This window comes from Acinetobacter sp. ANC_7654, from assembly GCF_056779855.1.
Genome location: NZ_JBWYIR010000001.1, coordinates 113,668 through 128,511, shown reverse-complemented (window position 1 = coordinate 128,511; position 14,844 = coordinate 113,668). Strand labels below are relative to the sequence as shown.

At 38.2% G+C, this 14,844-nt stretch carries 14 protein-coding genes; 6 read left to right on the top strand and 8 right to left on the bottom strand.

Features of this window, described 5'->3' with window-relative positions:
* Positions 1-88 precede the first annotated feature (88 nt).
* From fis to AC1M86_RS00605, 5 genes are all read right to left on the bottom strand, one after another.
* Positions 89-358: a DNA-binding transcriptional regulator Fis gene (gene fis / locus AC1M86_RS00625; protein ID WP_001086304.1), complete on the bottom strand. Its 270-nt coding sequence runs from the start codon at positions 356-358 to the stop codon at positions 89-91.
* 374 nt (positions 359-732) lie between these two features.
* The gene (locus AC1M86_RS00620; protein ID WP_481607006.1) at positions 733-1,587 is read right to left on the bottom strand and encodes a DUF3426 domain-containing protein; all 855 of its coding nucleotides are present in this window, start codon (positions 1,585-1,587) and stop codon (positions 733-735) included.
* Between the two features lie 19 nt (positions 1,588-1,606).
* On the bottom strand, positions 1,607-2,506 hold the full coding sequence (gene prmA / locus AC1M86_RS00615) for a 50S ribosomal protein L11 methyltransferase (RefSeq protein WP_035267660.1): 900 nt from the start codon (positions 2,504-2,506) through the stop codon (positions 1,607-1,609).
* A 135-nt stretch (positions 2,507-2,641) separates the two neighbouring features.
* Positions 2,642-3,541, bottom strand: a complete 900-nt coding sequence (locus AC1M86_RS00610) for a bile acid:sodium symporter family protein (protein ID WP_481607005.1) — start codon at positions 3,539-3,541, stop codon at positions 2,642-2,644.
* 132 nt (positions 3,542-3,673) lie between these two features.
* Positions 3,674-4,030, bottom strand: coding sequence for a hypothetical protein (locus AC1M86_RS00605; RefSeq protein WP_035267631.1), 357 nt, complete (start codon positions 4,028-4,030; stop codon positions 3,674-3,676).
* 258 nt (positions 4,031-4,288) lie between these two features.
* On the opposite strand from AC1M86_RS00605, the gene mnmG reads away from it, so the two are divergent.
* On the top strand, positions 4,289-6,169 hold the full coding sequence (gene mnmG / locus AC1M86_RS00600) for a tRNA uridine-5-carboxymethylaminomethyl(34) synthesis enzyme MnmG (RefSeq protein WP_481607004.1): 1,881 nt from the start codon (positions 4,289-4,291) through the stop codon (positions 6,167-6,169).
* Positions 6,170-6,560: 391 nt separating this feature from the next.
* Here the strand turns inward: mnmG and AC1M86_RS00595 are convergent, their stop codons facing one another.
* Positions 6,561-7,559 carry a helix-turn-helix transcriptional regulator gene (locus AC1M86_RS00595; protein WP_481607003.1) on the bottom strand — a complete coding sequence of 333 codons (999 nt, stop codon included), beginning with the start codon at positions 7,557-7,559 and terminating at the stop codon, positions 6,561-6,563.
* A gap of 226 nt (positions 7,560-7,785) precedes the next feature.
* Between AC1M86_RS00595 and AC1M86_RS00590 the strand changes: the two genes are divergently transcribed.
* The 5 genes from AC1M86_RS00590 to AC1M86_RS00570 all read left to right on the top strand — a co-directional run bounded on the left by AC1M86_RS00590 (position 7,786) and on the right by AC1M86_RS00570 (position 12,018).
* Complete coding sequence (locus AC1M86_RS00590; protein ID WP_481607002.1) at positions 7,786-9,336, top strand: circularly permuted type 2 ATP-grasp protein; 1,551 nt, start codon at positions 7,786-7,788, stop codon at positions 9,334-9,336.
* A 21-nt stretch (positions 9,337-9,357) separates the two neighbouring features.
* Complete coding sequence (locus tag AC1M86_RS00585) at positions 9,358-9,960, top strand: hypothetical protein (RefSeq protein WP_481588393.1); 603 nt, start codon at positions 9,358-9,360, stop codon at positions 9,958-9,960.
* Positions 9,957-10,736, top strand: a complete 780-nt coding sequence (locus AC1M86_RS00580) for a transglutaminase family protein (protein WP_180027633.1) — start codon at positions 9,957-9,959, stop codon at positions 10,734-10,736. Before AC1M86_RS00585 ends, AC1M86_RS00580 begins: the two co-directional genes overlap by 4 nt.
* Positions 10,737-10,761: 25 nt before the next feature.
* Positions 10,762-11,496 carry a proteasome-type protease gene (locus tag AC1M86_RS00575; RefSeq protein WP_035267625.1) on the top strand — a complete coding sequence of 245 codons (735 nt, stop codon included), beginning with the start codon at positions 10,762-10,764 and terminating at the stop codon, positions 11,494-11,496.
* A 78-nt stretch (positions 11,497-11,574) separates the two neighbouring features.
* Complete coding sequence (locus tag AC1M86_RS00570) at positions 11,575-12,018, top strand: BLUF domain-containing protein (protein WP_180027635.1); 444 nt, start codon at positions 11,575-11,577, stop codon at positions 12,016-12,018.
* Between the two features lie 24 nt (positions 12,019-12,042).
* Here AC1M86_RS00570 and alr read toward each other — a convergent pair whose 3' ends face one another.
* Positions 12,043-13,113, bottom strand: coding sequence for an alanine racemase (gene alr / locus AC1M86_RS00565; protein ID WP_481607001.1), 1,071 nt, complete (start codon positions 13,111-13,113; stop codon positions 12,043-12,045).
* A gap of 111 nt (positions 13,114-13,224) precedes the next feature.
* Positions 13,225-14,670 (bottom strand): replicative DNA helicase, encoded by a 1,446-nt coding sequence (gene dnaB, locus AC1M86_RS00560; protein WP_035267619.1) that lies wholly within the window; start codon positions 14,668-14,670, stop codon positions 13,225-13,227.
* Positions 14,671-14,844: the final 174 nt, after the last annotated feature.

The following is a 14,844-nucleotide window of genomic DNA, read 5'->3' as shown; positions in this document are numbered from 1 at the left end:
GATTTAGTCACAGTTATCAAGAATTAAAACAAAAAAGCTAAATAGCAGGTAAAAAAAATGCCCGCGGAAGCCGCAAGCATTTTATCATTTATTCACTCATTAAACCGTGAGCTTTCAACTTTTTACGTAAAGTACCACGGTTAAGGCCTAGAATCTCAGCAGCGCGAGTCTGGTTGCCACGTGTATATTCTAACACTACAGATAAAAGAGGTTTCTCCATTTCTGCTAAAACCATGTCATAAACTTGAGATGGTTGCTCGCCTTGCAATTGTGCAAAATAATGGCGAACTGCGCGATCTACGTGAATACGAAGAGCGACATCAGATTGTGCAGTAAAAATAGGAGATTTGCTATTCATGCGAGTTAATCCGAGAATCAATAATCACTTAGGGTAAAAGTGATTTTGTGGTCAAAATAAAAAAACGAGCTCCGTTTTAGGTCCTAAAACGGTCGACTCTAAAACAAGAACAATTAGCTTGCCACAACTAGAGCAATTGAGTGAAAAATAAGCGTAACAATAGTTTAATATTTGTTACGGTTCCACATAAAACAAAAAACATCCCTGATGCGCTGAATAAAAAAATTAAGCACATGAACAGAACTGTATTTATTTTGAGAAATTGCGAGGAGTTTGCGGTACAAAGCTTTCGTGGCGCGTATCATACCATTGTCTATGAAAAAGTGAGCAAGAAAACTACATTTTTTTTAATTTTTTTATCGTTTTTTTTGATCTTATGGTCGTATAACTTCCAATTTATAATTGTCAAACTCAGATTGAGAAAAATTTATACTAAATTTGAAACCAAATGGACTGTCTTGAGGAATTCGTGTAATTCCATGCAAACTTTCTACTAAATATTCATTGGGTGCTTTAATAGAGGATGAAATCAATTTACCTTGTTGAAAAATGCTTATTTTCAACAGAGGCAGTTTTAGCCCTTTGCTATATTCGTTCACCAAGTGACCTGAAAAAACAGTAGAGATCACTGATGTTGACTCAATATTGAGGTCTTGTACTTTTATATGGGTATAGCGTTCATCAAGCGTGTCACAATTAAATAAGTTACATGCTGATATAAATGCCTGATTTAGCGGAGGTGAGCGTTGCAATACATTTGGGTTAAACCATAAAAATTGAAAAACCAGTAATAACGCTAAAATTGTATTTACGATCGCCCATGTTGCAATATAAAGCCTAGTTCTTGGTTTCGATTGGCTATTGGCATGGATTGATGATGAAAGATTTAAAGAAGGGTAGTTGGTAATCGGATCATGATTGAACGTATTTAAGTTATTTAAATACGTACGCAAGGTAATATTTGAATTCGCAACTTTACGATCGAAAATATCCAATAGGTGTTGTTCTTGTTTGGGGTCGATCACATCTTCAGATGGTGCTGTACTGTCTTGGACTTCTTTGATTAAAGGCTCAACCACTTTCGGTTGAGGATTGAATAGATGTAGAAGCGCATTAAACTCAGCAGAACATTTAGGACAACAAACCATACCCTCGGCAACAGTTAACTGGGTGACTGATACCTTGTAAATTGTGGAGCAATTTGGGCAGCGGGTTTGTTTATCACTCATATCTTAAATTAAGCTCTACTTATTTATGGCGTTTCCCAGAAAGACGGTACCAATTTTCATCACGCTTTTCTTTGTCTAATATATCAAAAAATTCAGCATAAACACGAGAAACATCATCAACTTGCTCTTCAATAATACCGGCAAGTGCGAATTCACCTTCAGGTTGAATGAGTGTTGAAAACTCCTCAGCAAGCGCCATCAGTGGGCCAGCAAGAATATTTGCGACAAATACATCTGCCTTTTGCTCACCAAGTGCTTGATTAAATTCTTCAGGTAAGCCGACATATAAATTTTCGAGCACGCCATTTAATTCAGCATTTTGTTGTGTAGCGAGTACAGCTTGAGGATCAATATCTGTCGCATATACTTTTTTTGCACCAAGCAATAGGGCAGCAACACCTAGAATGCCAGAACCACAGCCGTAATCGATGACGATTTTGTCTTTTACATCGGTTTTACCTAACCATTGTAGGCAGAGGAATGTTGAAGCATGATTACCTGTACCAAAAGCTAGGCCTGGATCTAATTTAATATTGACCGCATCCGCTTCAGGTGCTTCCATCCACTCAGGAACGATCCAATATTTTTCACCAATTTGAATTGGCTCATATGCATCCATCCAAGTGCGTTCCCACTCTTGATCTTCGATAAACTCATAACGTAAAGGTGCTTCAGGCATCTGGTCTTTAATGAATGTTTCTAGTGCGACGACATCGATTTCTTCATCATCTTCTTGAGCGTAAATACCCGTTACGATGACTTTGTTCCAAAGCGGAGTCTCACCTGGAAGTGGTTCTAATAACGCTTGATCTTCTGCATCATCTAGCGTCACACTGACTGCACCAAGAGATAATAATAGTGTTTCAGTAAAATCAACTTGTGCTTGATCGACAGTAATATGGATTTGTAACCACTTCACAGTAAAAAAACCTAAATATGCAATACGAGAGTTAGCATTGTACTGTATTCGCTTTAAGAATGCAGATAAAACCTGAAGCATAAATAAAGGCACGATTACAGTGCCTTTAAGATGAGTTGGTTAACTCAATTAATATCAGTTAATTTGTGAGTGGTTTCGAGTTAACTCAGCCGGATGGTCTAATGGTGCAAAACGATTCAGCAACATGCCGAAAATAGCTGCGAAGATATACATAAAGATTGAATAAACAGCTGCTGGCATCGCAATTTCGCTGCTATTCATTATCGTGATTGCAATCGCCATGGCCAAAGTACTGTTATGGATACCAATTTCAAAAGCACACGCTCTTGCTTGAAAACTCGGTACACCAAAGAAGCGTGGTAGAAAATAACCAACGCTAAGACTTGCGATACAAAATAACGCTGTTGCCAAACCAATTTGAGCAAGATAATTCATAATGTTTGCGCGTTCAGAAAGTACTGCACCGACAATAATTAACACTAAGAATACAATGGCAAAAATACGCACTGGTTTTTCTAGTTTAGTTGCAACATTTGGAAATTTGTAGCGCATAAACATACCGAGGGCAACTGGAATAAGAATAATGGCAAACACTTGTAAAATTTTACTAAATTGCAGACCAATCTGGGTTGAATCCTGAATGAAATGGGTGATTGCAAAATTCACGATAAGCGGCAAGGTCACTGCAGCAATAATGGCATTAATCGCAGTCAAGGTGATGTTGAGGGCAACATCACCTTTGTATAAATAGCTAAACAGATTGGCTGTCGCACCCCCTGGTGAGGCAGCAAGCAATACTAAGCCGACAGCCAAGTAAGGTGAAAGATTGAGTATTTTACATATAATAAATGCAACACCAACCAAAATGACGAGTTGGGAAAATAATGCGATAAGCACTGCTTTAGGGTGTTTACGAACGCGTAGAAAATCTTGAACAGTGAGTTCAAGTCCTAAACCCGCCATCACAATTGCAAGTGCTAAAGGTAAAAAAATCGTAAGGATCCCTGTGTCCATAAATTCATCCTGAATTTTGTTGTGTTATTTGTAAATAGATCGTTATTTTTAATTTGGTTTTATCGTTATCAATAAATAAAAGCAACCAATTTTTCAATTGGTTGCATAAATGGTTAAATTTAAAAAATTGGGTTAAGACGCTTTTGGCATCGGTGGCGCATATCCGAGTGCACATTTGCCTTTATATTCTTGACCTTCAATATTCACGGAAACACTCGCTGCATCAGACTTACAAGCTGAATTAAGCTGCTCTTCATTTCCTTTTAAATCTTTACTTTGGGTTGGGAAAAATTGAGTTTGGCAAGTACCATTCCAAATGATTCCTTTATACGGGAAACTGACAGCATCGCCTTCGCTTTTACCCTTACATACGCTTTGGAATTGTTTGGCATTATAGGCATTATCAACTTTGTCATTCGCAATACTCATACTACTTACGCTTAGACCCAAACAACATAACATTGACATCGTAAATAACTGGACTTTCATGTTCGTATACTCTTGTTAAAAAATATGACTTGAATATGTTGAAAAAATAGTCAAATCAATGGAAGGGCAATGCTGTAAATAAATTTTCTAAATTGTTAAAAAATCACTTAAATCTGCAAAATTTATAAATTTTTATATCAAAATGGTTTATATTATTGGACTTCAAAAAAATTAGAATTAAATCGTTCTCGATTGTCTCAAGGCAAACAAAATTTGCTATAATTTTCTGTCATTATTTTTATCTCCTCATATACCACTATGCATTATCCTAAAGTTTACGATGTCATTGTTATCGGTGGCGGACACGCTGGTACAGAAGCAGCGCTTGCTGCGGCACGGATGGGTCGACAGACTTTACTCTTAACTCATAATATTGAGACTTTAGGGCAGATGAGCTGTAACCCAGCGATTGGTGGTATTGGTAAATCACACCTTGTTCGCGAAATTGATGCCTTAGGTGGTGCGATGGCACTCGCAGCAGACAAGGGTGGTATTCAGTTCCGTATTCTGAACTCACGTAAAGGTGCTGCAGTTCGTGCAACGCGTGCGCAGGCTGACCGTGTACGTTATAAAGCGGCTATTCGCGAAACATTAGAAAACCAAGCCAATCTTGATATTTTCCAACAAGCAGCAGATGATCTCATTGTTGACGGCGATACCGTTAAAGGTGTGGTAACACAAATGGGGATTCGCTTTGATGCGAAAACTGTCGTGTTAACCGCTGGTACATTCTTGGGTGGCGTGATTCATGTTGGTCTTGAGAAATCAAGCGGCGGTCGTGCAGGTGATCCACCTTCAATTTCTTTAGCGCACCGTTTACGTGAGCTTCAATTGCCAGTAGGTCGTTTAAAAACAGGTACGCCACCACGTATTGATGCACGTTCTGTAGATTTCTCTGTGATGACACCACAGCCGGGTGATTTCCCATCACCAACGATGTCATTTATGGGTGATGCATCTATGCACCCAGAGCAAGTCAACTGCTATATCACGCATACCAACGAAAAAACTCATGATATTATTCGTGGCGGCCTAGACCGTTCACCGATGTATACTGGTGTGATTGAAGGTGTAGGACCACGTTACTGTCCGTCAATCGAAGATAAAATTCATAAATTTGCCGATAAAGATTCTCATCAAGTATTCCTTGAGCCTGAAGGTTTAGATACTCATGAGCTTTATCCAAATGGTATCTCTACATCGCTTCCATTTGATGTTCAGTTTGAGTTAGTACGCTCAATCCGTGGTATGGAAAATGCGCACATTCTTCGTCCGGGTTATGCGATTGAATACGACTACTTCAACCCTCAAGCGTTGAAATTCACTTTAGAGACTAAAGCGATTAATAACTTGTACTTTGCGGGTCAAATTAACGGTACGACAGGTTATGAAGAAGCTGGTGCACAAGGTTTACTTGCAGGCTTGAATGCTGCACGCCGTGCGTGGGATCAAGAGCAATGGACACCGAAGCGTGATGAAGCGTACATGGGTGTATTGGTTGATGACTTAATCACTTTAGGTACGAAAGAACCTTACCGTATGTTTACCTCACGTGCGGAATACCGTTTGATGCTTCGTGAAGATAACGCAGACCAACGTTTGACACCAATCGGGCGTGAAATGGGTCTTGTGGATGACGAGCGTTGGACAGCGTACTGCGAAAAAATGGAAGCGGTTGAGCGTGAAACAGGTCGTTTACAACACATTTGGGCTGCACCTAACAATCCAATGGGTAAAAAATTCGTTGAAATGACAGGTGCGGATCTTTCTAAAGAATGTTCTGCGATTGATTTGTTGAAACGTCCGAACATTACTTTTGCTCAAATTGCGGAACTCACTGGTTCTGATGTTTCTGCTCAAGTGGGTGACCAAATTGAGATTGCAGTTAAATATGAGGGTTATATTAACCGTCAGCATCAGGATGTAGCGCAAATGAAGCGCTTAGAAGAGACTAAGATTCCAGCTGATTTTAATTATGACGTGGTATCTGGTTTATCTCGTGAAATTACTTTGAAACTCAAAGAAGTTCGCCCTGAAACTCTCGCTCAAGCAAGTCGTATTCCGGGCGTCACACCTGCTGCTGTTCAATTGGTGATGATTACGATTCGTAAGAATGCACAAACTAAAAAATCTGCTTAAGCCTGTTGCAGTCCAAAAAACCCGCTTGATGCGGGTTTTTTTGATCCTCATATAACGATTTATTCATAAATAAGATAAATAATTTATTATTTACGTTTAACAAGAATAGAGATTAATAAAGAAATTATGATTATTTCTCAATCCAAGTTGATGTCGTTATATTGATTCTACGTTCACAACAAAGAGGAAAGGCCATGACGATGAAGCGTATTCGTTATAATGGTTATGAAATTGCATGCTGCACGATGTAAATCATAATCCAACGACATTGAAAAGTGTACGTGGGCTAAAGGGGAGTTTAGTTCACGTATTTAAACTCAACACAATAAGAAATCAGCGCAATACTGAAAATATGATAATAAAAAATCTTCAGAGCCAATTTGGCTCTTTTTTAATATTCAATTTCATGAACGGCGTTAAATACATCGAGCGGTTCAATACGAATGATTTTTTTGCCGAAGCTTCTGAGCCACCAAACCAATTGTGAAGTAAATGGCACATTAGCCACCACTTTAAAGAGATCATCGGATACTTGTGTGATGGATTGATCTTTACTGAGTTGGCTTTCGGAAAAGTAAAGTGCATCAGCTTTATTCATAAAGAGTTCGAGTTGAACGAGCTCAGTGGGTTTATTGAAATCAACTCTGAAGCCAAGCGCACCAGATTCAATGTAAGCATCAATATCAAAGTCAACAGGGTGTAAGGCGCGTTGTTCTAGAACTTTTGCAGATTTAAAACGATGTAAAGCAAAAGTTTGAACTTCTGATTTGTCATGTCGAGTACAAATCAAATAAATGATCGAGCCCTTTTGAACCAGTGCAAGCGGGTTTAAGGTATAACCACGTTCTTCACTTTCAGGTCCACGCGCACGATATATACATTCAATCTGTTTATCTTGTAATAGACCTTCGTAAATAGCTTGCTGCGCATGTTTCTCTACAACAGGAGGGATCAAGGGCTGGCTTGCTGGGACAATACGAACTCGGTTAATCCACTGACGTACATTGTTTTGTGTAGATAAGCTGCGTTTTGCAAGCTCGAACCAAGGGTTCATTTCCTCAATTAAACTTGGTGGAAGCAAATGCTTCAAATGTTCTTCAACCATCATAAAGGTGACAGCTTGAGAGCTGGTCATATGCGGCAAGCTTTGAATAGGGGCATCTGATCGCCAACGCCAACCTTGTGGTACAGTTTTATTACTCTCAATAGGAAATCTTTGAGAAATTTGATTTAAATCACGTTGAATGGTTCTTAAACTGATTTCAATACCTTCTCTTTGCAGGGTCTCTTGCAACTCTCGTGTACCCATCCATTTGCCAGTGGTTAAACGTGAAAGAATTTGCCACTGTCGATATAAGCTATTCGATGTTTCTTTTTCTTGAGAGGACATAATCAACTAATGAATAAAGAGAAAATATTTTTCAAACACACAATAAAAAATCTTTAAGAGATAAGCAAGCATGGAAAGTGAAGCTGTTGAGTATATTTCGATACATCTTTAGGCCATTTTTCGTTGTGAATGCTTCAAAAATGGGGCATTAATAGATGAATAGGTAAATTTTTGGCATTGAAATTGCTTAATTTTGTTTACAATTGATAACAATTAAGAGGTATGTATGCTAAAAGAGGAAAAAGATACCACTTCAATTCTCGCAAATTTTAAGGCTGATCATACCGTCGAAGCTTTCGAAAAATCTAAGCAGATCGAAGTTAAACAAAACAGCACTGCGTACTTGTTCGATCAACTTAAATCTGAATTTTATAATGAACTTTTAGATGATAAAACGATTGGCTTAGAGGCATCTAGCAAAATCGAAAATTGGTTATGTGAAAGAAGCTTGGATGAGCTGAAATCATTAAATCATCAAGCGAAGGAACATTTCCTCTATCAGGGCATTACATTTACAGTCTATGGTGATGCTGAGGGTACAGATCGTATTATTCCTTATGACTTAATTCCACGTGTAATTGCCAAACAACAATGGCACAAAATAGAGCAAGGCTGTGCACAAAGAGTGCAAGCATTGAACTTTTTTTTAGATGATATTTACCATAATCAGGCGATTTTAAAAGATGGTTTAGTGCCTGAGCTGCAAGTGCTCACTCATGAGGCATACCAACCATTGATGTATAAACATTCATTGAAAGGTAAAGTTTATAGTCAAATTAGCGGAATCGATATTATTCGTGATCAGCAAGGTGACTTCTTTGTATTAGAAGACAATTTAAGAACACCATCAGGCGTGTCTTATATGTTGGAAAGTCGAAAAATTAGTGAAAAAATGATGCCCGAACTTTGTAAGTCATCAAATTTACAAGGTGTAGAGCAATACCCACAACTTTTAAGACAAATACTCGAGGAAAATGCTGAAGTAGATAATCCATTTATCGTGGTGCTTACACCGGGTCGATATAACAGTGCATATTATGAGCATTGCTTCCTCGCACGTGAGATGGATGTTCCTCTAGTTACAGGTCAGGATTTATTTGTTGAAAATGCTAAGGTCTATGCCAAAACCGTTTGGGGTAAAAAACAAGTCGATGTAATTTACCGACGCCTAGATGATGGATTTCTTGATCCATTGTGTTTTATGCCAGACAGTACATTAGGTGTACCTGGCCTAATGTCTGCTTACTTACAACACAATGTCGTGATTGCGAATGCGCCTGGCACGGGGGTAGCAGATGACAAATCAATCTATCCTTATGTCGATAAAATGATTAATTACTATCTAAACCAGAAGCCAATTTTAAATAACGTACCGACTTACCAATGTCGTGAACGTGAAGAACTCGATTATGTACTTTGTAATTTAGAAAAGTTAGTGGTTAAAGAGGCGCAAGGTTCAGGCGGTTATGGCATGTTAATTGGTCCTAAAGCGACCGAACAAGAAATTGAACAATTTAGATTAAAGTTAATTGCACAGCCGCATGCTTACATTGCACAACCAACTTTAGCGCTTTCAGTCGCTCCCACTTTAACTGAATTCGGCATCGCTGAACGCCATATTGATTTAAGACCGTTTATTTTAAGTTCACCGTATCGTACAGAAATCGTGCCGGGAGGTTTAACCCGAGTTGCGATGCAAGAAGGGTCATTAGTTGTAAATTCATCACAGGGTGGTGGCATTAAAGATACGTGGGTTATAGATCCGCTACATTCATAAATATACAACCAGGAGCTTGTCATGATTATATTAAACAGCAATGCGCAAAATATTTATTGGGTTGGCCGTTATTTATCTCGTATTCAACATTTATGTGGTCAGTTTCCATTTCAAGATGATGTTCAAGCATTGCAGTATGCCCATGCTTTTTGCTTACCTGCTTTTAATGCGTGTTCGCTCAATGAGCTGATTCTGAGTAATGATCAGCCTGCTTCTTTTTTTCAACAATTTGAATGTGTGAAAAATAATATTCAAGATTTACGTGGTGTATTGTCAGTTCAGGCTTATTCAGAATTAAAACAGATGGTGGATACAGCGACACAAAATGCAGGTTTAATTTGTACTGTTGTTGATGAGTGTAGCGATATTCTAGAAGCTGAAAATGAAGACATTTTTCTGTTTTTTAGTCTAGGACAATATTTCGAAAATCTTGATCGTGAAATAAGATTGAATCAGGATGTTAATTCTACAATCAATTCTTTAAGTGTTGTGATTGAACTGTTGAAGTCTAAAGGATGGGACAGCTTAGATGAGGCTTGGCAACATCTTTTAGCGCATCCAAATGCTAATAGCTTTTACCAATTGAATGATCAGGTGCAATGTTTATTTGAGGTGGATGCATGAAATTGATGATTAATCATCAAACCCATTATCAATATACGGAAACGGCAAAAAATAGTATCCAATATATACGAATGTGTCCTCAATGTAATGCTCACCAAAAAGTAGATGCTTGGTCAGTGAGTATTCCTGGTCATACGGTCGAAGCAAAAGATGCCTTTAATAATATTTGGATCACTTCGACTCAACGCTATGCATATCAAAATTTAAGTATTATGGCGCAGGGCATTATTGAAATCGATACAGTTTCAGAACAAGCTATCGAGTCAGAAGTGCCAGTCGGTATTTTTCTACAAATTACCCCAGCGACTCAATGTGATGCTGAAATGAAAGCTTTTGCAGCTCAGCATGTGAGTAAAAAGACTCGTGATGAATTAAAACATTTAAGTTCTGCATTGCTTGAGCATATGCCATATATTTCAGATTCTACTCAAGTGAATACTACGGCAATAGATGCATTCCATCATCAACAAGGGGTATGTCAGGATCATACTCATGTATTTGTAGGTATGTGTAGAGAGTTAAATATTCCTGCGCGTTATGTTTCTGGATATCTTTACGTTCCAGAAATGAGTCATTTGGCGAGCCATGCTTGGGCTGAAGCTTATATAGATGGAGTTTGGTATACATTTGATGTTAGCAATCAGCTCTATACGCCAAGTTCACACATTTATATTGCATTAGGGCGTGATTATTGGGACGTTGCACCTATCAGAGGTGTGCGAGAAGCTGGTGGCGTGGAGAGTATGACGACCATCGTTCAGGTATTACCGTGTTAGAACAAAATTTAGAAGAGAGATTTCAATGACCTATTGTTGTGCTATGCGTTTACGTGATGGCTTAATTTGTATCAGTGACACGCGAACAAATGCAGGTGTAGATCATATCTCTGTATTTCGTAAACTCTATCTTTTCGGTGTTGAGGGTGAGCGTTTTATCAGTATACAAACTGCGGGTAATTTGGCGACGACACAAGCCGTTATAGGACATTTACAGAATCAGCTAGATTTAAAACACGAACCTAATTTGTATAGTGTGAATAGCATGTTCGAGATGGCTGAATTGGTTGGTCATACTTTAAAGCGTGTCATTATGGATGTGACTACTGATCAACTAGAGCAAAGTAATTATCACTGTACGATTTTACTTTCTGGTCAAATTCAAGGGGAGGATATTCAGTTATATAATATTTATCCTCAGGGTAATTTTATCAATGCGACGTCAGATACGCCCTTTTTTCAGATTGGGGAAAGTAAATACGGTAAACCAATTTTAGATCGTGCATTAAATTACAATACTGAATTAGATGAAGCATTAAGATGCGGTTTAATTTCATTTGATTCAACCCTTAGATCTAATGTTTCTGTGGGCTTACCACTAGATGCATGTATTTATAAAAAAGATAGTTTTGCAATTCCATTGTCTAAACGTATTCATGATGATGATCCATATTTCTCATCAATTAGTAAACTTTGGTCAGATACTTTGCGTCAAGGATTGAACGGTTTGCCACGGCCAACAGAAGACTATTGGCAATAATTTTGCTTTATGATTGAGTTTAGATTAAATTGAGTTGCATTGAATATTAAATCATTACTATAAAAATTAGGGGAAGCAATGCAACAGTTCAGTTATGCGAGTGTGTCGACTGCAGATGCAAGTCGCTTATTGATTGATGTTCGTGAAATCTTGAATGAAGCCCGTCATTTCAATTTTGAGCATCAAATTTCTGGAGCACTTTATTATGCAGATGGGCACTATTTTCAATGTCTAGAGGGTGATGAAGCCACACTAGATATATTGTTGCAAAAGCTTCACAAGGATAAACGCCATCATCAAATTCGCCTATTCCAGCGAAAAAATATTGAAAAAAAACAATTTCAAGAATGGTCTATGAAGTTTGTGGGACGACAAAGTCCAGTGAAGCAGGCTTTAATAGATATGGGATTTAGTCAATTTACGCCTACACAGTTTACACAAGATCAAGCTGATTATTTAATTCGATTTTTGACACGCGCTCAGGATACGGATTTTAATGAACTACAACGTAATGCTGTTTAGCATTACGTTGATTTAATTCGCTCATTACATTTTGAGACGCTTCGGACGTTGGCTTAATCGACATAACAACTCATAACCAATCGTACCATTCGCTTCAGCAACATCATCCACTAAACGATGTTTACCCCATAATTCTACTAGATCACCAATTTTTGCGTTGAGATCAGTGACATCTATGGCAATCATATCCATGGCAACCCGACCGATCACTGGGGTCAATTGACCTTTAAATGAAACTGAATTCTCACGAATAAAAGCTCTTGGATACCCATCACCATATCCGATCGAGACAATTGCTAATTGCATAGGTCGCTGTGCAACAAAGGTTGAGCCATAACCTACAGCTTCACCTGATTGAATGGCGTTAAGTGCAATAATCTCAGCACTGAATGTCATGACAGGTTTTAAATCTAGAGCGTGGACGTCACGATCTGCAAATGGCGTTGCGCCGTACAGCATAATACCAGGACGAACATAGTCAAAATGCAATTCAGGGTATTTATAAATTGCTGCTGAATTACAACACGAAGCTAAAATTGGTGCACAATCTTGTTTTACTTCAAGAAATTGAGATATTTGTTGTTCATTTAAAGGGTGATCAACATCTGCATTAGCAAAATGCATTGCAAGTACACAGGTAAAACCTTCATTTTTTAATTGATGAATAATAGATTTGATTACATCAATTTTGAAGCCTAAGCGGTTCATTCCGCTATTTAATTTAACCCATACTTTTAGATTTCGGGCGATATAAGCATCTTTAACTTGCAACAACCACTGCAGTTGTTGATGATGATGAACGATTACTTCAATATGTTGCTCAATCGCAATTTGCATTTCATCTTCAGAAAAAACACCTTCAATTAAGGTGATAGGTTGTTTAAAACCTAATTCACGTATTTCAAGTGCTTCTTCTAAACATGCAACGCCAAAAGCATCAGACTGGCTCAATGCGGCTAAACAGTCTGAGACTCCATGACCATAAGCATTTGCCTTTACCATACTTACAACTGTAGAGTTTGGTGCAAGTTGTTTCACGCGATTTAAATTGTATTGCAATGCGTGTGTGTCAATACAAACCGTTGCTTGGCGCACTCTAATTTACTCCTAGAGGCATGTGGAAAGGTTAAATCTTTTAAACTGAAAAAAGATAATTGTGGTCAGATCAATTCGTGCGTTCTTAACTAAGAATTGATCAAAGCAAAATTACTCTTCTTCTTGGTTCTGCGCGTAATATTCAGGTGACAAGTTACTAAAACGCGTATATTGACCTTCAAAAGCGAGTCGAACGGTACCAATTGGACCATTACGTTGTTTACCGATAATGATTTCAGCAGTTCCTGCTTCTTTAGATTCTTTGTTATATACCTCATCACGGTAAATGAACATGATCAAATCGGCATCCTGCTCAATTGCTCCAGATTCACGTAAGTCTGACATCACAGGACGTTTATTTGGACGGTTTTCGAGTGAGCGGTTAAGCTGCGAAAGTGCAATCACAGGGCAATGCATCTCTTTCGCCAATGCTTTCAAGCTTCGAGAAATTTCACCAATTTCACCCACACGGTTATCACCCATACCTGGTACTTTCATTAACTGCAGGTAATCGACCATGATGCAACCCAGTTTACCACCGTGTTGTTTCGCGATACGTCTTGCACGTGCGCGCATTTCAGTCGGTGGGAGGGCAGATGAATCATCAATATAAAGATGTTTTTCTTGCAATTGAAGAATCGTTCCCGTGACCTTGTTCCATTCTTCGCCATCTAATTTGCCAGATCGCAAATGTCCTTGATGCACTTTACCAAACGAGGAAATTAAACGCATGGCAATAGAGTCAGCAGGCATCTCCATGGAGAATACGAGAGCAGGAAGGTTGCAATTGAATAGCACACTTTCGACTAAATTCATTGCAAAAGTTGTTTTACCCATTGATGGACGGGCAGCAACGACGATCATATCTCCAGCTTGCATACCTGATGTTTTATTATCAAGCTCCACAAATCCTGTGGTCAGACCTGTAATATTCCCATCAAGTTGTGATAATTCGTTGAGTTTATCGAATACATCTGCGACAACGGTATTAATTGCTTTTGGACCTTGAGCTTTAGCATTGTTATTGTGTTGTTCAGCCAAAGAAAAGATACTGGTCTCAGCTAAATCTAAAATTTCACTGACTTCTCGACCTTTCGTGTCATACGCATTTTGTAGAATTTCATTACCAACTTTGATCATATTTCTCAAAGTTGCAAATTCACGTATTTTATTGGCATAAGTTTCAAGGTTATAAAAGCTTGATGGAGAATCCGCCATCAATTGCATTAAATATTCTTCACCGCCAATCGCATCAAGCAGGTTCTGTTTGATTAACCAATCATTGACCAATACGGCATCATAAGGTGAACTTTCTTTAGAAAGTTTTTCAATTGCTCTAAAAATATATTTATGTCGAGTCGCGTAAAAATCATTCTCGGTTAATATATCGCTGACCTGTTCGAATGACTCAGCTACTGTCATGAGTGCGGCAAGAACAGCCTGTTCAATAGCAAGATTGTGCGGAGGCGTACGAAACTCTTTGAGTGCTGAAGATTCACTCTTTAGCAAATCTAACTCAGTGTTATTCGTATTTTTTTTGGCAGTCGCCTGAGACATATAAAACCTTGATTTACAATAATTACGAAAATGAATAGGGGAGACTTATCTTAATGCAAAATGCACAAGCAAGACAGTGCAACAAATAATATCGATAACAAATAAAAAACTAAGTCTAAATTTCAGCTTGCTAAATCAAATTTTATAATTATTAGGGATAAAAAAAGAGCATGC